The sequence below is a fragment of the Bernardetia sp. genome, from assembly GCF_020630935.1.
Classification (GTDB): Bacteria; Bacteroidota; Bacteroidia; order Cytophagales; family Bernardetiaceae; genus Bernardetia.
This window is the reverse complement of the sequence record NZ_JAHDIG010000014.1, coordinates 53,188-73,274: the sequence shown is the minus strand read 5'-3', so window position 1 is coordinate 73,274 and position 20,087 is coordinate 53,188. Positions and strand designations below refer to the sequence as shown.

12 protein-coding genes are annotated in these 20,087 nt (G+C 33.5%); 6 read left to right on the top strand and 6 right to left on the bottom strand.

Annotated features, from left to right (window positions below; all coding sequences use genetic code 11):
* The 3 genes from QZ659_RS06055 to QZ659_RS06045 form a co-directional block, all read right to left on the bottom strand.
* On the bottom strand, positions 1-631 hold a 631-nt coding region (locus QZ659_RS06055; RefSeq protein ID WP_291723441.1), incomplete at its 3' end, for an FG-GAP-like repeat-containing protein.
* Between the two features lie 546 nt (positions 632-1,177).
* Complete coding sequence (locus tag QZ659_RS06050; RefSeq protein WP_291723438.1) at positions 1,178-1,945, bottom strand: hypothetical protein; 768 nt, start codon at positions 1,943-1,945, stop codon at positions 1,178-1,180.
* Between the two features lie 19 nt (positions 1,946-1,964).
* Complete coding sequence (locus QZ659_RS06045) at positions 1,965-2,720, bottom strand: hypothetical protein (protein ID WP_291723435.1); 756 nt, start codon at positions 2,718-2,720, stop codon at positions 1,965-1,967.
* Between the two features lie 186 nt (positions 2,721-2,906).
* Here QZ659_RS06045 and pruA point away from each other — a divergent pair, with 186 nt between their 5' ends.
* The 4 genes from pruA to pheT all read left to right on the top strand — a co-directional run bounded on the left by pruA (position 2,907) and on the right by pheT (position 11,037).
* Positions 2,907-4,595: an L-glutamate gamma-semialdehyde dehydrogenase gene (gene pruA, locus QZ659_RS06040; RefSeq protein WP_291723432.1), complete on the top strand. Its 1,689-nt coding sequence runs from the start codon at positions 2,907-2,909 to the stop codon at positions 4,593-4,595.
* 135 nt (positions 4,596-4,730) lie between these two features.
* Positions 4,731-7,001, top strand: coding sequence for a tetratricopeptide repeat protein (locus QZ659_RS06035; RefSeq protein WP_291723428.1), 2,271 nt, complete (start codon positions 4,731-4,733; stop codon positions 6,999-7,001).
* A 285-nt stretch (positions 7,002-7,286) separates the two neighbouring features.
* Entirely contained in the window at positions 7,287-8,120 is an 834-nt protein-coding gene (locus QZ659_RS06030) for a hypothetical protein (RefSeq protein WP_291723425.1), read from the top strand.
* A gap of 415 nt (positions 8,121-8,535) precedes the next feature.
* Positions 8,536-11,037 carry a phenylalanine--tRNA ligase subunit beta gene (gene pheT, locus QZ659_RS06025; protein WP_366935847.1) on the top strand — a complete coding sequence of 834 codons (2,502 nt, stop codon included), beginning with the start codon at positions 8,536-8,538 and terminating at the stop codon, positions 11,035-11,037.
* A gap of 147 nt (positions 11,038-11,184) precedes the next feature.
* Here pheT and QZ659_RS06020 read toward each other — a convergent pair whose 3' ends face one another.
* Entirely contained in the window at positions 11,185-11,835 is a 651-nt protein-coding gene (locus QZ659_RS06020; protein ID WP_291723420.1) for a histidine phosphatase family protein, read from the bottom strand.
* A 166-nt stretch (positions 11,836-12,001) separates the two neighbouring features.
* Here QZ659_RS06020 and QZ659_RS06015 point away from each other — a divergent pair, with 166 nt between their 5' ends.
* Positions 12,002-13,027 (top strand): hypothetical protein, encoded by a 1,026-nt coding sequence (locus QZ659_RS06015; RefSeq protein ID WP_291723418.1) that lies wholly within the window; start codon positions 12,002-12,004, stop codon positions 13,025-13,027.
* 125 nt (positions 13,028-13,152) lie between these two features.
* Here the strand turns inward: QZ659_RS06015 and QZ659_RS06010 are convergent, their stop codons facing one another.
* On the bottom strand, positions 13,153-16,452 hold the full coding sequence (locus QZ659_RS06010; protein WP_291723415.1) for a two-component regulator propeller domain-containing protein: 3,300 nt from the start codon (positions 16,450-16,452) through the stop codon (positions 13,153-13,155).
* Between the two features lie 224 nt (positions 16,453-16,676).
* Between QZ659_RS06010 and QZ659_RS06005 the strand changes: the two genes are divergently transcribed.
* Positions 16,677-18,182 carry a glycine--tRNA ligase gene (locus QZ659_RS06005; RefSeq protein WP_291723412.1) on the top strand — a complete coding sequence of 502 codons (1,506 nt, stop codon included), beginning with the start codon at positions 16,677-16,679 and terminating at the stop codon, positions 18,180-18,182.
* Between the two features lie 93 nt (positions 18,183-18,275).
* On the opposite strand, the gene QZ659_RS06000 is transcribed toward QZ659_RS06005, so the two are convergent.
* Positions 18,276-19,670, bottom strand: coding sequence for a saccharopine dehydrogenase family protein (locus QZ659_RS06000; protein WP_291723409.1), 1,395 nt, complete (start codon positions 19,668-19,670; stop codon positions 18,276-18,278).
* Positions 19,671-20,087: the final 417 nt, after the last annotated feature.

Below are 20,087 nucleotides of genomic sequence, written 5' to 3'. Positions count from 1 at the left end.
AATCAATAGAAAGCATATAGCTTACATTACCTGATTTAAGAATTGAATTTGTTTTATTGGATAAAGGAGAAGTTCCTCCTGCTGTCAGTTCTGTAAAAGTTCCAGCACCATCATTTCTAAATATGGCAGCATCATCATCTCCTCCTTTTAAAGGGTCAATAATATCATCATCTCCATCTCCGTCATAATCTACTACTATAAAATCATAAGGCTCTGCAAAAGGAGTACCACCACTTACTGCTGGGCTTAGATTAATAGTTGTTGCAGTTTCTTCGTTATAAACTCCACTATCATTTCTCAACAAGTGCCAACCAGAGCCTGTCGAATTTGCTACAATAAAATCAATATCTCCATCTACATCATAATCAATAGAAAGCATATAGCTTACATTACCTGATTTAAGAATTGAATTTGTTTTGTTAGACAAAGGAGATGTTCCTCCTGCTGTCAGTTCTGTGTATTGCGCTTGGATGTTTTGAGAGTAAAAGATAAATACAAAGAGAAATAAAATAAATTTATATCCTATGTTTTTTTTGAAGTTAGTATTTATTATTTTAGATAAGTAGTTTTTAATATCAAGGTGTATCATCTGCCTTGATGTTACAGACTCAAAGAGTGAAATGTTGTTCATAATTTGGTAAAATTGTTTATAAATGAATTATTCACAGGCTTAAATAGAATGTTAGAAAAGTACAATATGTTGATGTTTTCTTGATTACAAAGTAGAAAAATATTGTTGGATAAGCAATAAATATTGACTTACTATACCTAAAATGAGTAAAATTACTGCCTTTATTTTTTGGCTTAAATATTAGATATAGTACAAAGAGTTTGACGAAGAGTCTGTTTGTTTTTTTTAAAAAAAATTTTGTATCAGTTTGAGATGTATTTGTGAAGTATGCAATATTGTAATTGCAAAAATTAGAAGAATAATCTAATAAAATTTAATCAAGAGACTTAACCTATAATAATCAATATTTTGATTAGGGAAATGGGGATAATAGAAAGGTAAGATAAATTGTAAAAAACTTTAACACAAAACTGGACATTGCTTCAAAAATTACTAAAACTGATTTGTGTTATTTAAAAATAGACTCATCCATTTTTACATTTTTTCTTTATATGTTTTATTCAAAATAATACTTTGCTCACAATGTCTTCTATCCATTATGAGTAGTCATTTTTTATGTTGGATACTTCTCTGATTTTCTGTTGGTAAGAAAGCAAGAGTGTTTTTACTGAATTTTTGAATAAGATTGGTTTCTTTAGCTATTCGCTCTATCTCTTTTTGTTGAAGAAGTAACTTATATATCAAGTTATTTTTAGAAGTGATTTTGATAGTATAACCTAATGTTTTGGAAGAAAATAAACTTGTTATTGTATTCATAAAACTATGACGTTTAGATTTATAAATTTCAACATTTTTTATGTTTTCAGCAGACAACGTGTTTTTTTCTGTTTGTTGCTTGTCAAAAAACAAAAAGTTGTTTTCAATTTTAAGTGTACTTTTATATGAGGAAAGACCTGTTCTAATCCAAAGAGACGAGAAATGAAACATATTGGCTGTATTTAAGACATGCCAAAATGGGTCAAAATGGTAAAAATAGTCAAGAATAAAACATAAAATATATGCTGAAAGCGAATAGGGAAGCATTGTCGTAGTAGCTTCACTAATACTAGCATTAACTTTTATTCCATCCAAATCAATCAAATAAGAACGTTCTATTCTAACTGCCTCGTTTGTAGGAACTTCTTGAAGTGTAATATTCTGCTCACAATGCCTTCTCCCCATATACTCCCACGAGTCAGCCAAAAAAGCTGATTTACAACTAGCACAAATCACAACACTGTCCCCTTCCTGCAATATATCTCCAGTAATGGGGTCAATTCTGTTTTGTGATAAAAAGTCGCTGTGTTTTTCTTTTTCTAAGGTGTGTATGGTCATTTTTTATGCTTGATTACTCTTAATTAAAAGCTGAGGATAAGATATAGCCTCTATCAAATCTATTTAAAAGATTAGTTTTATTTCCTATAGTATTTAACTCTTCTTTAGTCAGTAGAAATTTAAGTTTTGTTTTGTCTTTTAGAAAAAATACTAATGTATAAATTTTATCATCTTCTAGCTGTATTTTTTTATAAAACCAATACTTTTTAGATTTGTAATAGTTAATAAAATCTATTGAATCAATTGAATCAATTGGAATATTATTTTCCCATTCTTTATCATTGAGAGATAATGATAGTTTTTTACTTTGTATATCTAAATATTCTCCATAATCTTGAGTTATCCAAAGTACAAGATTTGCCATCCGTTCTATCATAGCCAAAAATATAAAGCCATATAAAAAGTTGAGCCCTTTCATAGAATAATTAATGTATAAAAGTATATAAGAAAAAAAAAGTAGAATAGAAAAGGGAATACTAATTTTCTCAGCAGCTTTTCTATTGCCTATTAATTTTACAGAAATAGTTTTTTTTGGGTAAACTTTTGATTTTTTAGCCAGTAAAATTTTCTTATTTGGTATCTTCTTCAATGTAATACTTTGCTCACAATGCCTTCTCCCCATATACTCCCACGAGTCAGCCAAAAAAGCTGATTTACAACTAGCACAAATAACAACGCTGTCCCCTTCCTGCAATACATCGCCAGTAATTGGGTCAATTCTATTTTGTGTCAAAAAATCGCTGTGTTTTTCTTTTTCTAAAGTGTGGATGGTCATTTTTTATAACTTCAGTCTATATTGGATAATCTATTCATTTACGTTTTTCTCTGTCTCTCGGTTGTCTGATTCAATATAATTTCAAAATTACCAATTCTCAAATCCGTTTTGTATTTTTGCTTCATTGTATTTTTATAGAAACTTTTTAATCATTCCACACAACAATCATAAAGCACCTTTTAAGATATGCAAAATGCCATTTTTAATATTCCTTTTCCTATAAACGAACCTGTTTTAGAATACCGTGCAGGTTCTCCAGAGCGTGAAGCACTCAAAAAAGCTATCAAAGAATTGCGTAGTCAAGAGCTAGATATTCCGATGGTAATTGGTGGAGAGCGTGTTCGTACAGACGAAAAAATGCGTCTTTCTCCTCCTCACGACCACAAACACACGCTTGGTCATTTTCATTATGGAGATAAAGGACATGTAGAGCAAGCTATTCGTGCAGCACTTGCAGCAAAAGAAGCTTGGGAAGAGTTACCTTGGACAAACCGTGCTACTATTTTCTTGAAAGCTGCCGACCTTTTGGCTGGAGAGTATCGTGCTAAAATCAATGCAGCAACTGTTTTAGGACAGTCTAAAAATGCGTTTCAAGCAGAGATTGATTCGGCATGTGAGTTTATAGACTTTTTGCGTTTCAATGCGTACTTTATGCAAGAAATCTATGAAAAACAGCCTGTTTCTTCAGATGGCATTTGGAATAAATTGGAATACCGTCCGTTAGAAGGATTTGTATTTGCGCTTACACCATTCAACTTTACAGCCATTGCAGGAAACTTGCCAGCTTCTGCTGCTCTTATGGGAAATGTTGTAGTGTGGAAACCCGCTTTTACACAGATTTATTCTGCACACGTAATTATGGAGGTTTTTGAGAAAGCAGGTATGCCTGCTGGTGTAATCAACCTTATTTTTACAGATGGACCTGAAACAGGTGATGTAATCTTCAATCATAAAGATTTTGCAGGAATCCACTTTACAGGAAGCACAGGCGTGTTCCAAACAATTTGGAAAGAAATTGGAAAAAATATCAATAAATACAGAAGTTACCCAAGAATTGTAGGAGAAACTGGAGGAAAAGACTTCGTTGTGGCGCATCACACAGCTGATGCAAAACAAGTGGCTACGGCACTCGTTCGTGGAGCATTTGAGTTCCAAGGGCAAAAATGTTCGGCTGCTTCAAGAGCATATATTCCTCAAAATATTTGGAAGGAAGTAAAAGAAACAATGACTGAAATGCTTTCTGAAATAAAAGTAGGTTCTCCAGAAGTATATGGAAATTTTGTAAATGCCGTTATTGATGAAAAATCGTTTGACAAAATTGCTAAGTATATCGATAATGCAAAGAAAGACAAAAATGTCAAAGTAATTGCAGGTGGAAATTACGACAAATCAGAAGGGTATTTCATTGAACCAATTGTTTTGAAGGTAGAAGATCCAAAATATGTTACGATGTGTGAGGAAATTTTCGGTCCTGTACTTACAATTTATGTTTATCCAGAAAATGATTTTGAGGATATTCTTACGCTTACTGACCAAACTTCTCCGTATGCGCTTACAGGTTCTATTTTTGCTCACGACAGAACAGCTGTAGAACTGGCTACTAAGAAGCTCAAAAATGCAGCAGGTAATTTCTATATCAATGATAAGCCAACAGGTGCAGTTGTAGGTCAGCAGCCATTTGGTGGAGCTAGAGCATCTGGAACGAATGACAAAGCAGGTTCTTATTTGAATCTTTTGCGTTGGGTAAGCCCTAGAACGATTAAGGAAACTTTCAATCCTCCAACAGATTACAAATATCCATTCTTAGAGTTAGAGCCTAAAAAGGCAACGAATGGACAGGCTAAAAAAGAGAAAAAGAAGAAAGTGAAGAAGTAATTTATAAACCCTAAGGGTTTCCCAAACCCTTAGGGTTTATATAAAAAATAGATAGTAAAAACAGTAAAAAATAATTGGATGATATAATTATACGTTTATAAAAAATAACTAAATAATCACCTCAGTTTCGTCTAAATGAACCTATCAACATTTCAGAAAAAGATAAATATAAGTTTAGTAGTTCTTATTTCTTCATCTTTCATATTCGGAGGACTAACCTCTTGTCAGTTTTATAGAAATACAGCCTCTCGTTTTAATGCTTATTTTTTAGCTAAAGAACGTTTTGATGAAGTCTATAAAAATACATATAAACAGCAAAAAAGTGATTTTAATAACGTCTTAACAGTTTTGCCAGCTATCGATAGTGTTTCGATGGGAGCTTTTAAAGGCGAACTAGATTATGTGATTGAAAAGGCATCACTACCCATCCAACGCCACCCAGAAAGCGACTGGACAGACGATTCTTATCTTCTGATTGGAAAAGCTCGTTTGCACCAAGCAGATTATAGAAATGCTATCAATTCTTTTAAATATTTGAATGGAAATAGTGAAGCATTGGACGTAAAACATGCTGCCTTGATTTGGCTCATGCGTTCATTTATTGAGAGTGGTAATTTAGACCAAGCCTCTTTTACAATGGATTATATTTCTGAAGAAGGTGATAAGTTTTCAGAAGAAAACATCAAAGATTTTTATTTGGTTTCGGCACACTATTACAGAACCATAAATGATTTTGATAAAACAGCAGCCTATTTAGAGTTGGCTCTACCTTATGTAAAAAATAAGACTGGTAAAGCTCGTTATCACTTTATTTTAGGTCAAATTTATCAGAACAAAGCCAAAGAAGGAGTAAATGATAATACAATCAATGTAAATAAGTTTGACAGAAAAGCGTATCAAAATTACGAAGCGAGCATAAAAGCCCACCCAGAATATGAAATGGTTTTTAATGCCCAACTCAATGCCTCACAAGTGGCTGGGACAAGTGCAGAAGATATAAAACAAGCACAAAAATACTTTGAAAAGCTTTTGAAAGACCAAAAAAATGAAGAGTATAAAGACCGTATTTATTATGAAATGGCTGGCTTTGCACAAAAAAGAGGAAAAACCAAAGAAGCCATCGAACTCTTGCAAGAATCTTTAAATCAGCCTTCCAATAATTCAGCACAAAGAGCCTATACGTATGTCAGAATGGGAGAACTCTATTATGCTGAAAGTAAATATGCCAAAGCAAATGCGTATTACGATTCTGCATTGGCTATAAGTACAGAGGAAATGCGTAATTATGATGAAATTGCTGCAAGAGGAGAGATTTTGAATCAATTTTTTCAACAATACGACGTTTTGCAACGAGCTGACACAAAAATAAGTCTTTCTAAAATGTCGCAGGAGGAATTGGTAAAATATTTTGAGAAACAAATTGCAGAAGAAAAAGCTCAAATTGATAAAGAAGTGGCAGCAGCCAAGCAAGCAGCCAAAAGTGGAAATCTAGTCAATCAAGGAGCAACCAATCCGTTTGCAAACAACAATAATACTGCACAAATATGGTATTTTTATAATGAACAAGCCGTAAGACAAGGTAAAAATACATTTGTAAGAGTGTGGAAAAATCGTCCCTTGGAAGACAACTGGCGTAGAAGTAATAAAGTCAATAGTGCTATTGATAATACTGTAGAAACAACAGCAACTATGGCAGATAGCAAAACAGAACAAGAAAACTTGTATGCAACAGTGGCGACAGTAGAGGAAAGACTTAAAGAAGTACCTTCTACGAAAGAAGAAATTACACTTTTGGAACAAGAAATTGAAGGGGCTTTATTTGAACTTGGCAAAGTCTATCATTATCAACTCAAAGAAGATGGAAATGCAAGAGCTACCTTTGACCGTTTTATAAAAGAATATCCCAAAAACAAGAATATCCCAGAGGCTCTATTTATTTTGCGTAAAATGTGTTTGGAGAATCAAACCTTGGAAAAGTGTGATGTGGCAAGCTATGAAAAAACGTTACAGACAAAATATCCAGAATCTACCTTTGCCAAGCTGATTTCTAATCCAGATTATTTGGAACAGTCGGCTGCTAATGACACTATCGTTACGACACTTTATGAGGAAAGTTATACTTTGTATTCAGAGAAGCAGTACGAAAAAGCAATTGAAAAATTAGATAAGATAAGAACCGATTATCCTCAAAATAGTTATAATGCAAAGATAGAATTGCTCCGAATTATGAGTGCTTCACATATAGAACCTTTGCCTATATATGTTGAAAAGCTAAATATTTTCGTTACTAAATATGAAGGTAGTAAAGAGCAAGAATATGCAAAAAGATTGTTGGAAGTAGCAGACGAAAAATTAAAAGAAACCACTAGCCCAGCCGAAGAAAACTCTACCAATACAGGAGGTTAGAAAACAAATATACTGTCAGTATAAATATATTGTTTGCAATGAGTTTTTTAATTTTATTCAAATTTTTGTTATTTTTGACAATGCAGATTTGTAAAATCTATTTTCTATCAAGCCACGAAAAAGCATAATAGTTAAAAGAAATAACAGAAAGACAAGAAAAATAATAGTATTTTATCCTAAAAAAATCAAATTCAAAAAGAAGAAGCGTAGTAGCTTATATTTAATTTTATATAGTAATTTCAATTTAGTTTACTTTAATAGTAATAGTATTTATTTAAAATAATAATGAAAACACCTAAGTACCCAAATCGTTCAAGAAATCAAGAAGAAAGTTCAAATCAATATTCCTCAAGTTCTCGTTCTTCTGACGGAGACTACCAATCTAACCACAATAATGGTGGCTATCAATCAAGAAACGGACATAATTCAAACTACAACGGAAGAAGTAATTACTCTCGTTACAACAAAAGAGAATTTATGAACTACAATAAATTCAGCTTCGACCGTATTAAAAGACGTTTTAACCTCAATGAAGTACAAAAAGATTTATTTGAAAATATAACTTCGCTTGAGCCAAGTGACTGGTTGAAACAGACTATGGAAATTACGGCTGACCTTCCTATCAAGACAGAAAAAGCACGTACAGAGTTTATTTTGATGCCAGTTTTGTTGGAGTTGCGTAAAAGAAATAATAAAGAATTTAATATTTATTCAGGAGAATATTTTAATGTTGAACCTCGTGAGGGATTGGCTGGACCTTCAGATGTGATTCTTTCAATGGGTGCTGAGTCGTACTCTATTTCTTCGCCAGTAATGTCTATTGTACAGGCATACAAGAACAATATCGATTTGGGATTAGGAAAATGTGTAGCTCAAATGATTGCAGCAGATATTTTTAATGAGCGTGAAGACAATCAGATCACTACAATTTATGGCTGTGTAACTACAGGGGAGCAGTGGCTTTTCTTACGTTTGGAAGGCGATACTATTCAAATCCACCCACATCGTTTCTTCTTAAATGAATTGACAGATATTATTGGAATGTTCCAATCTATGCTAGACAACTGTAAAGAAAATGTAGTAGCACCAAGAGTGGAAGAAGCTCAAACAGCAGAGTAAGTTTAGATAAAGTATTTTTAAAAAGCCTTTTATTGACTCAATGAAAGGCTTTTTTTTATGTTTCGTCTGAAAATTTTTGTGGCAATAAAATAGTATTTATTCAAAAAAAGAGGAACTAGAGATGAAGAAAGTGCATTAGTTTTATATCTTAGTATAGATAAAAAATTGAAGAACAAAGTAATTATTTATGCTAATGATTCTGCCTTTTAAGTAAATCATATTTTTCAATAGATAACTTCAAAAAGAAGGAAAAAAATAGACAAGCAAAATAATAGATTAGTTAGATTAGCCCTTTTTTTAATGAAGCTGTTTAAGTTTGAGACTTAAAATAGATAATTCATAAAATTCTTCTTACCTTCGCATCTACTAAAAAAACTACATATTTAGATATTAAAAATAGGTCTTGTTGGCATTTATGTCAACTAAGACAGAACTGATAACTATGAACATTTCACTTAGCTGGCTTAAAAAATATATTCAATTGGAAGAATCTGCTGAAAAAATTGCAGAGTATCTTACAGAAACGGGTTTGGAAGTAGAAGGTATTGAAACTTTTGAACAAGTACAAGGAGGTTTGGAAGGTTTTGTTGTAGGCGAAGTTTTGACATGTGAGCAGCACCCAAATGCAGACCGTTTGCGTGTAACGACAGTAGATATTGGAGAAAAAGAAGCTTTGCATATTGTTTGTGGTGCGCCTAATGTCGCTAAAGGTCAAAAGGTAATTATTGCTACTATTGGTACAATGCTTTACCCAACAGAAGGTGAACCTTTCAAAATCAAAAAAGGAAAAATTAGAGGAGAAGTTTCGGAGGGAATGATTTGTGCTGAGGACGAAATGGGATTGGGAAAAGGACACGACGGAATTCTAGTCTTGGAAGGAGAAAAAGCAGAGTCTACGAATGGAACGCCTGCAAGTAAAGTTTTTGACTTGCAAAATGATACTATCTTAGAAATTGGTCTTACACCAAACCGAGTAGATGCTGCCTCACATTATGGCACAGCTAGAGACTTGAAAGCACGTTTGAAAAAGCCATTGTGTAAGCCAGAAATAGAATCTTTTGAAAAACTAGAAAAAAAGATTAGTAAAAATGAAGCCGTTGAAGTAGAAATAAAAAACACAGAAGCTTGTCCGAGATATGCAGGAGTTACGATAAAAAATGTAAAAGTAGGAGCTTCTCCAGCGTGGCTCAAAATGGCTTTGGAGAGTATTGGTCAGAAATCAATCAATAATGTCGTAGATATTACAAATTATGTCTTGCATTCTTTTGGACAGCCTTTGCACGCCTTTGATGCAGATAAAATTAAAGGAAATAAAATTGTAGTTTCTACACTGAAAGAAAAAACAGAGTTTGTAGCTTTAGATAAGGAGACTTACAAACTTTCTGAAAATGATTTGATGATTTGTGATGCAGAAATGAATCCTCTCTGTATCGCTGGTGTTTTTGGAGGATTTGATTCAGGTGTTTCTGAAAGCACAACCAATGTATTTTTGGAGTCAGCATATTTTTCGCCAGATTTTGTTCGTAAGACTTCTAAAATTCATGACCTTTTTACAGATGCTTCATTCCGTTTTGCTCGTGGAACTGACCCAAGTAATGTTTTGTATGCTTTAAAATATGCAGCCTTGTTGATTCAAGAAGTAGCAGGAACAGAGCAAACAACATTTAGCGAAGTTACAGATTTATATCCTCAAAAAATTGAAAATCCAGTATTTGATGTTTCTTATAGTTACTTAAATACTTTAATCGGAAATGAAATTCCTAAGGATGAGGTAAAACGCATCTTGACAGATTTGGATATCGAAATTCTGAATGAAACAGATGAAAATGTAACAGTTTCAGTTCCAACCTATCGTGTAGATGTACTCCAACCTGCTGATATTGCAGAGGAAGTATTGCGTATTTATGGACTAAATAACATTGACTTTCCACAGACAGCTGCAACCGATTATATTGCACCATCACTTTCAAAAGACCAAGAAGTTCGTAAGAAAACGGCTGATGTTTTGGTAGGAATGGGCTTTTCTGAAATGATGAACAATTCACTTACTTCATCAAATTATGCTAAGGCTTTAGGCATAGAAAACACAAGTGTAAAAATGCTTAATCCACTTAGTGAAGATTTGGATGTAATGCGTCAGAGTTTGCTTTTTGGAGGTTTGGAAAGTATTACAAGAAATTTGAATAGACAGGAAGAACTCATCAAAGGTTTTGAGTTTGGAAAAGTCTATCACAAAATAGAAGAGCCAAAAGATGAAGAACACAAGTATTTTGAAGAGTGGCAATTGGGTGTTTTCTTAGCAGGTTCTACACCATCTTCTTGGAATAAGAAAGCTACTTCAGTCGATTATTTTGAGCTTTCTAGCGTAGTACAAAGAATTTTGAAGACGGTAGGTTTTGATGTTTCGGATTTTGAACAAGAAAAGCTAAAAGAAGACAATGAGCTTCAATATGGTATTGAACTCAAAAAACGTACTGGTAAAGATTCTTTTGAGCAAATTTTAAAAATGGGGCTTGTGAAAAAGAAACTTTGTAAATTAACAGAGACAAATACAGAAGTTTTTTATGCTCAAATTCGTTGGGAAGTACTATTGAATCAAAAAGCAAAGCCAAAAGAGTTTACTGCACTTTCAAAATTCCCTGTGGTGCGTCGTGATTTGTCTTTAGTTTTAGATAAAAAAGTTTCCTTTGCCGAATTAGAGAAAGTGGCTCAAAAAACAGAGCGTAAAATTTTACAAGGTGTTACTGTCTTTGATATTTATGAAGGAGATAAAATTGAGCAAGGAAAAAAATCATATTCTGTTGCTTTCTCTTTACAAGACAAAAACAAGACATTAGACGAAAAAACGATTGACAAAACTATGCAACGTCTTATTGCTGCTTATGAAAAAGAAGTAGGAGCTTTGATTAGGAAATAAACTATTCTTACTTGCAAAAAAAAAAAATAAGGCTGTCCGAAAAGGTCAGCCTTATTTTTTTATAGATTGAGATTAGTTCTAATAATTACACTAAATTAAACTTCCTTAAATATATATTGGTGCTGACCTAAAATAAATTCTTAAATTTTATTTAGAAACATTCATTTCTTCTAAGTGAGCTGTATCGTTAGCTATTTTTAGAGTAAAACGATGTGTGTCGTAATGATAATGCAATACATAGAGACACAAGTTGGAATGTTCGAAATCATCCATATCAGAAATAGGTTGGCGCAGAAGCTGACAAAGAAGTATTCGCATAGCTCTTCCGTGCATACATACCAAAATATTTTTTTCTTGTGGACGTGATAAGATTACTTCTAAGGCTTCTCTTTGTCTTTCTGCTACTTCTAATGGACTTTCTCCATTAGCTACTTTCAAATGAAGTTCGCCATTTCGCCATCCTTTTAACATTTCGTAATAGGCATCATTTTCTTCTTTTGTAACTTCTCGTCCTTCCTTGTCTCCCCAACTGACCTCATTCAAACCTATGAGCTTTTCCCAAGGTAAATCTAAATCTAAAAAACCTTTTACGCTTTGGTGTGTGCGCTGAAGCATAGAGGTATATATTTTGTCAAAACTAATGTCTTTGTAATTTTCAAAAAATAAATCTGCTTGTTGCCTGCCGACATCATTTAGGTTGGAATCAATGCCACAACCTTGAACAAGACCTAAACGATTGTATTCTGTCTGTCCGTGCCTAATGATATAAATAATTTTGTCTGGAGTAGAAAATTTCATAATGAATTGTGTTTTAGTGAATTGAGTGGTTTGCTTTGGAGTAGTAAAGTTACATACAAAAGTATAGATACACTTTAACTCAACCAAACTATATAGATAACGTCTATATAAAGGAAAATAGTTTTAATTATTATACTAATTTTTGCTTTTAAGACATAGTAAGGAAATGCACATTCATAAAATAGATAAACAAACACATCATAATTTTTTAGAAGAAGAACGTAAAGACCCCATCACAGGTGATTTGATAGAAATAGGTAGTGAAGTAGTTTTTTGTGCAAGGTGTAAGTCTGCTTTTTTGAAAGAATCTTGGAACTACATAAAAAGAGAGCATTGTGGGCAAAAAAATACACTTAAAAAGTTTCCTAAGTCCAAAACTTTACTTTTAAATATAGCTCTTATTCAGCCCAACTTTATTACCCTTGTAGGTATAGCTATTTCTCCACAAGCATGTTTAAAATTATTTTTTGATTTTGAACCTACAGAGAAGAAAGTGGACGTAAACCTAGCCTCAGCATTCCAGTATGGAACAATTCAATATAATAAATTGATGAAAATTGCTAGTAGTATAACAAAATTGGAAAATACAACAGAAAAGAAATTGGACAATAAAATTGACTGGACAGACGTAGTTTTTCAATCAGGAATATTTACTTTTATTTTACTTTTTGCTACTGTACTTCCTTTGTCATTTATTTTAGAGACAATAGAAGCTAAAATCTTTGTGGTGTTGGGGTATATAGTAACAACTTTTGTATTTGCTTTATCACAACAATACAAAAAAATCAAGAAAAAGAAATTAATATTAAAGAACAATGAAAAAGAAGATAGTTCAGTAACCTTCGGGATTTTCAATCATGACCTGTTTTTATATTTTGAAAAGCATAATGTTGCTGTTTTCTTAGATATCAAAAAGATAAAAGAGTTTGAACTAGAGTATGAAACAGATAATTTTACTTATCTTCATCTAAAGTCAAAAAATAGAAGCCACAAAAGCATAAGTATTCCTCTTATTTTCTCTAAAAAAGAAAGAATAACGACATTCTTACTGCGACTCGTAAAAGCAAAAGATGATGTTAAAAATGCTTCTAAAATAGTTATAAAAGAGTTTCCAGCTGACCAAGTGCGTTTACTTAAAAGAAAGTTTATTGCTTTTAATAAGTTTGTTTTCATAGAAAAAATATTTTCATAGAGAAAACAGCATAGGTAATTGAAAAATATTTGCAAGATGACAAGAAAAAACAAAAAGCCAGCAAATATAGGCAGCATCACTACCAAGCACAGTACAGAAGTTATAAAAAGAGATAAGATGGGTTTTTAGCTCCACTTGAAACCTAAAATAAATTGGTCATCTATTTGTTCTTCATTGCCTTCTGCTTTCCACTTTTTCATAAAGTCAGTAAAATATTCTTTTTGCTCTTCCAACGACTGATTTGAGACTTTATGTATCATATCATAAAATGCCTGTCTGCCCAATTTTTTATTGTTTTTTCCTCCAAATTGGTCTTGATAACCGTCAGACGTAAGATAGTAAGTAGTGTCTTTAGTAGAAGTGAGTGTATGTAAAGTAAACTCTATGTCTGATTCTTCGCCACCAATAGAATGACGATCGCCTTTTATAGTATTTAATTTGCCATCTTGAACATAAATAAGAGGACGTTTTGCTCCTGCAAAATACATTTCGTGCTTGTCAGAGGAAATGGCTTTATCAGTAGTGGCATCAAATGCACACAAAATAATATCCATCCCATCTTTGATGTTGGTTTCAGATTGAGATAGGTTCTGACGTATGAGTACATGAAGTCTGCTCAATACCTTATGAGGTTGCCATTCGCCTTCTGCTTCTACTACTTGTGTAAGAGCCGAGTTGGCAGCCATTGACATAATTGCCCCTGGAACACCATGTCCTGTACAGTCAATTCCTGCAATAAGTATTTTATCTTTTGTTTTTCCTATCCAGTACGAGTCACCACTTACAATATCTTTAGGTTGATAATAGACAAAATGATTGGGAATCATTTTTGACAAAAGTTTATCTGATGGTAACATCGCTTGCTGAATTCTTTGAGCATAACGAATGCTTTGGCTAATTTTTTTATTTTGTTTTTCAGATTGCAGATAAATGGCTGAAAGTTGTTTGGTTTGTATATCAAGGTCATCTCGTTGTGCCAAAATCTCTTCTTTTTGCTGCATAACTTCAGCGTTCCTTTCTATCAAGGAGCTATTTGTGGCTTCTATTTCTTCTTTTTGAGCATTGATTTCTTCTGTTCGTATTTCTACGATGCGTTCTAAATGCAGTTTGTCATTCTTGATTTTTTTCATTCGCAAGTTATGCCCTCCCCAAACCACTAAACAAACTAAAAGTCCTGCCACTATTTGAAACCAAAGGCGATTCCAAAATGCTGGAGCAATGCTAAATGAAGTGGTGGCATAGTTTTCAGACATCACATTATCAGCATTGATAGCACGTACTTCAAACGTATAATCTCCATGAGGTAGGCTTGTATAAGTAGCTAAAGTTGCCTCTGTAAGTGGCGACCATTGAGCATCTAGTCCTTGTAGGCGATACTGATAACGCAAAGCCGAAGGGTTTTTATAACTTATTCCTTTAAAATTAAAGGTTAGATAATTTTTGTTATAATCAAGTGTGGTATTATTTATTTGAACAGTATCTCTTAAAAACAATCGAACATTTTCTAAGAAAATAGGGGGAGGTATCGTATTTTTTTCAAACAGAGTAGGGTTACATTTCATCAGTCCGTTGATTGTTCCGAACCATAAATTCCCATTTTTATCTTTAAAAGTAGCACTTTGGTTGGTTTCAGTTCCTGTAAAGCCATCTTTAAATGTATAGACTTTAATTTCATCTGTTTTAGGATTGATGCAGTTCACACCATTGTTTGTACCTATCCAAATTTGTCCTAAATCGTCCCCAACAATCAAATAGGGATTATCAGATGTAATTCCATTTTTTGTGGTATAAACTTTAAAGTCTTTTCCATCGTATCTAAAAGCTCCTCCTCCAATGCTGGCAAACCACATGTTACCGTCTATATCTTGAGTAATAGAAGCAGGACGATTGTTTGGCAAACCATCTTTTTCAGTAAGTGAGTAAAACTTTTCTCCATCGTACCAAGACAGTCCATTGTCATTGCTTCCAAACCATAAATTTCCCCGATTATCTTTGTAGAGCGACCAAATAGTGTTACTAACCAGTCCATCATTTGTAGTAAAATCTTTTTTAGAAACAGCCTTTCCATTTTCCATGGTAAGACGCATACACTTTTGGCGAAAAGCAGAGACCCAAATATGATTATCTTTATCCTCATTTATGGAAGTGATTCCTGTATTCGGTTGAATATTTATCAGTTTTGAATAATCTGTAATCTGTTTATTTTTAGGGTCGTAACAGGCTAATTTTCCCCTCGTACTCAACCAAACTAACCCCCTAGAATCTGTATAGAGAGCATTGACGACTTGATTTTGAAAAATACCCATTTTTTCTACGTTGGCAATGTTGCTTTGATACTTATCTGTAAAAGTATAACGATATACTCCTTTAAGTGTGCCTGTCCAAACGCCTCCCTCGTTATCGACGGTGGTAGCCAATACAATTTCATCTTCTGCTTGTTTAATTTGCTCAAAATAACGCCCCAAGAAAAGTGAAAGTCCTTTTCCCATGTGTGTACCCATCCAAATTTGCCCTTCGTGGTCTTGCTCTATGCTTGCTACTTGCGCTCCTGCTAGTCCGTTTTGAGTAGTAAATGTTTCAATTCTCTTGTCTTTAATATGAACAGCACCTCCCATAGTAGCTACCCAAAGGCTATTGTCATTTGCTATTTTTAAAGAATTAATTCCGTTGAGGATAGAAATTTCACTAACCGTATATTTTTCTAAAATAGTTGCTTTTCCTGCAGATTGCAGTGATACCTTAAATAGTCCATTTCTTGTTGCTGCCCAAAGCGTATTATTGTCTATAAATTTAACATTAGCAAAACCTACTGCTTGAGAGTTTAGGTCTGAAGGGGTTAGTAACGAGTCAAGTAAAAAATTATTTGTATCCAATTTTAATAATCCACCTGTTCCGACTACAAAAATCTCATTATTTCTTGTGAAAATTTGGCTTACAAAATTTGCTTTGAAATGATGCGAAGTAACCTCATTTTTTTCTGTATCTATGACAAATAAACCTGTGTTTGTACCCACTAAAAGCTCATTTTTCTTAGTTTTAAGTAATGTATTTACGGTCTTTATTGTATCTCCTCCAAAATTTATAAATCTATTTCCTTTTTTTATAGAAATTCCTGTGTAGCGATGTCCTACCCATAACTGATTATCGTTGTCTTGATAAATTGTAGTTACGTGATTGTCTCCTAAGCCTTCTTTTTGTGTGTAAGTAGTGAAGTTTTGTCCATCGAAAGAAGCTACACCTCCTTGTGTTCCTATCCAAAGTTGTGAAGTATTATCTATCAAAAGAGAATACACAGAACTTTGAGGTAAGCCTTCTTGTATGCTGTATGTTCGAAAATGAGGATTTTGGGCATGTAGAAGTGAAAAAGTAAGGAAGGTAAAAATAAAAATGCTTAATAACAGAGATATTTTTGTATTGAATCTCATAGTAGTTAATGTTTACGATAAGTAAATTTTGGTATTTCAATGTACAAATTATTTTTTACTTACTGTACATTGTTAAGTGATTTTTGAGTAAGTTATATTTTTTTTAGTTGTACTACTTTGTTTTTTTACTAGAGCGATTACTTATTTTTAAGACCAATTCATATAGAATCCTTATCTTTGCCTATTATTTAAAAAGAAATTTTAATTTATCATAAAACACTTTCATGGAAAGCACAAAGACAAAAAAGAAAAAACAAAAAGGAAGCCCAGAAAATGAGCTTTTTCAAAAAATAATTTCACATTGTAAAGAGTACGGTTTTGTATTCCAATCTTCTGAAATCTACGACGGTTTACAAGCTGTGTATGATTACGGACAAAATGGCTCTGCACTTCGCAACAACTTGCAGCGTGCTTGGTGGCTTGCCATGACTCGCCTAAATGATAATATTGTTGGTATTGATGCTGCTATTTTTATGCACCCTACTACTTGGCATGCATCTGGACACGTAGAGGGCTTTAATGATCCAATGATTGATAACAAAGATTCTCAAAAGCGTTATCGTGCCGACCAGCTTATCGAAAACAGAGCAGAACAATACGAAAAAGAAGGAGACAAGGAAAAAGGGCAAGCTCTAGTAGATAAAATGAACGACTTTTTGAAGAAGGAAGACTTAGAAGGGGTTCGTAACTTGATTATTGAAGAAAATATTGTTTGTGAAATCTCTGGAACGGCTAATTGGACAGAAGTACGTCAGTTTAATCTGATGTTTTCTACACAAATTGGTTCTGTAGATGCTGATTCGAATGAAATTTATTTGCGCCCTGAAACAGCACAAGGGATTTTTGTAAACTATCTAAATGTTCAGAAAACAAGCCGTTTGGCACCTCCGTTTGGAATTGCACAAATAGGAAAAGCATTTAGAAATGAGATTGTAGCTCGCCAGTTTATTATGCGTATGCGTGAGTTTACACAAATGGAAATGCAATTTTTTATCAAACCAGGGACACAAAAACAATGGTTTGAAAAGTGGAAAGAAAATCGCCACAAATGGCATTTGGCTATCGGAACACCAGCCGAAAAACTCCGTTTCCACGTTCATGACAAACTTGCTCACTATGCTGATGCAGCCGAAGATATTGAGTTTAATTATCCGATTGGTTGGAAAGAAATGGAGGGAATCCACTCTCGTACAGACTTTGATTTAAAACAACACGAAGAGTATTCTAAGAAAAAACTTCGTTTCCACGACCCACAAGCCAAAGAAAACTACATTCCTTATGTAATTGAAACATCTATTGGTCTTGACCGTTTGTTCCTTTCTGTGATGAGCAATGCTTACCAAGAAATTGAATCTACCAATGACAAAGGACAAACAGAAAAACGTATTGTTCTTTCTTTCCCTGCTCCACTTGCTCCTACGAAAGTGGCTGTTTTCCCTCTTACCAAAAAAGATGGATTACCAGAAAAAGCAAAAGAAATTTTGAAAGACTTGAATTTGGATTTGGAAACATTCTATGAAGAAAGCGCATCGATTGGAAAGCGTTATGCTCGTCAAGATGTTGTCGGAACGCCATTCTGTGTTACTGTCGACCACGATACGTTGGAAGACAATACTGTTACACTCCGTTACAGAGATACGACAGAGCAAATCCGTATTCCAATTTCAGAACTAAAAGCGAAACTGGTTTATGAATGTTCTATGAGTAGAATTTTGGAGAAATTGGTTTAACAAACCATTTTTTAAAATATTAACTCCCAAGATTATTTTTGTAGTCTTGGGAGTTTTTTATGAGAAAGAAAGTTTTTACTTTTTAAATAATTCCTAAGAATAAAGCTCACTCTCTTCAATCTCCTTGATTTCTTCTTTAAAAACTACTCCATGCTGTTCTAGTTCTTTCAAAATAGGCTCATAAATTTCTTTATGAATAGGTATTTGCACGCCTTTTAATTTCAAATTTCCAGTTAAGTAGAGTTTTGCTGCAATGGCTAGTGGAAGTCCAACTGTTTTTGCCATCGCTGTATGTTCACTATCATCTCCAAAAACGACAAGTGAAGAAGTAAGTTCTTTTGCTTTGTTTTGATACTTGTACTTAATTCTGTGTTGCATCAAAATCATGTCTTTGTCTTGTGGGTCAAGTGTCCACTTTTCTTCTAAAAGATGTTGCAGAATTTGTGCAGGAGAAGCATTGGGAAGTGTTATTTTTTTATCTTCAAAAAAGCCTAGATATTCCCACTTCTTGAGTTCTTCGTCAGAGAAATTGTATATTTCTTTTAGTTTTTCCTCCAAAGACAAGAAAGCATCATATTTAAAAAACATATTGGCAAACTGTCTATAAGTGAGCGTATCTGAATTTTCAATTTTATAAGAGTCATCTGTCATTCCTAGTTGAATGAAAGTGTCCCAAGATTTGCAAAAGCCTTTTCTTCGAATTGTTCCTCTAAGGAGTGTTGGAATGCTATCTAGGTTATAAACCGAACGATATTTTAGAGAATCTCTATTGGGATAGCCTTCAAACTTATAGTTTTCATCTTCCTTGTTTACTTGCGCAAACTCTTCTGATTCAATCGGCTCGCAGTAGGAAAAAAGGCGATGATAAGGGGCGTATTTGTATTGATGGTTTTGAATAAATTTTGCCGTTCCTTGACCTGCTAACACAACATTTCTAGGATTCCATGTAAATTTATAATTCCAAGGATTGTTATCAGATTCTGGGGCTAAAAGTCCTCCTGTGAAAGAACGAAAAGCTGTAATTTCTGCTTTTTCATTTTCTGAACGATTGTGCTGGCGTATTTTATCCAATACTTGCATTGCCGAAAGGTGATCTATTCCAGGGTCAAGACCGATTTCATTGAGAAGTAAAAGCCCTTTTTGTTTGGCTTCGCCATCCAATTTTTCCATCTGTGGCGAAACATAAGAAGCTGTAAAGATAGAAGTAGATTCTTGTACACAAACTTCTGCTACAGGTGCGTGTAGAAAAGCAGGTAGAAGCGAAATAACTAAATCTGCACGTTTTGCTATTTTTCTACAATCGTCTAAATCGGAAACATCAAACTGAAAAGCTGTTGCATTGCTATGTCCATTTATTTTTTGCTTGGCTAGAGAAATATCCAAATCTCCTACTTCAATATGCCAGTTATTTTCGTTGCTGTGTTCTAATAGATAATCTATAAGTGCATACGACGAACGCCCAGCACCAAGTACCACTACATTTTTCATTGTTTTTTTAGTTGCGTGTTGTTTATTTTTAAGCAGCAACAAAGTAACTACACTTTATTTTCTCTTGCAAAAAAAGGTCAAAAATGTTTTGAAACGATACTAATTTATAATCTGAATTTGTTTAAGAAATAAATATAGAGCGTGTTTTATTCCACTCTTGCTCAGTTGTGCCGAGTGAGCAATATGTATTTAGGCTTCCAGCTCTTTGTATTTCGTTATTCTAAATATAAGTCAAAATTTTTAACATTGACAGCCAAGATTGTATAAAGCTAACAAAATTATCTGTGAAAAAAGTCTATCAAAAGCTATAAAAAAGAAAAACCCTGTTCAAATGATTTTGTATCAAATAAACAGGGTTTTGATTGTGAATCCGACAGGAGTCAAACCTGTAACCTCTACAGCCGTAATGTAGTGCTC

Coding starts and splice junctions, on each gene's coding strand:
- QZ659_RS06050 (WP_291723438.1), bottom strand. CDS start 1,945: ATGACCATACACACCTTAGAAAAAGAAAAACACAGCGACTTTTTATCA.
- QZ659_RS06045 (WP_291723435.1), bottom strand. CDS start 2,720: ATGACCATCCACACTTTAGAAAAAGAAAAACACAGCGATTTTTTGACA.
- pruA (WP_291723432.1), top strand. CDS start 2,907: ATGCAAAATGCCATTTTTAATATTCCTTTTCCTATAAACGAACCTGTT.
- QZ659_RS06035 (WP_291723428.1), top strand. CDS start 4,731: ATGAACCTATCAACATTTCAGAAAAAGATAAATATAAGTTTAGTAGTT.
- QZ659_RS06030 (WP_291723425.1), top strand. CDS start 7,287: ATGAAAACACCTAAGTACCCAAATCGTTCAAGAAATCAAGAAGAAAGT.
- pheT (WP_366935847.1), top strand. CDS start 8,536: ATGTCAACTAAGACAGAACTGATAACTATGAACATTTCACTTAGCTGG.
- QZ659_RS06020 (WP_291723420.1), bottom strand. CDS start 11,835: ATGAAATTTTCTACTCCAGACAAAATTATTTATATCATTAGGCACGGA.
- QZ659_RS06015 (WP_291723418.1), top strand. CDS start 12,002: ATGCACATTCATAAAATAGATAAACAAACACATCATAATTTTTTAGAA.
- QZ659_RS06010 (WP_291723415.1), bottom strand. CDS start 16,452: ATGAGATTCAATACAAAAATATCTCTGTTATTAAGCATTTTTATTTTT.
- QZ659_RS06005 (WP_291723412.1), top strand. CDS start 16,677: ATGGAAAGCACAAAGACAAAAAAGAAAAAACAAAAAGGAAGCCCAGAA.
- QZ659_RS06000 (WP_291723409.1), bottom strand. CDS start 19,670: ATGAAAAATGTAGTGGTACTTGGTGCTGGGCGTTCGTCGTATGCACTT.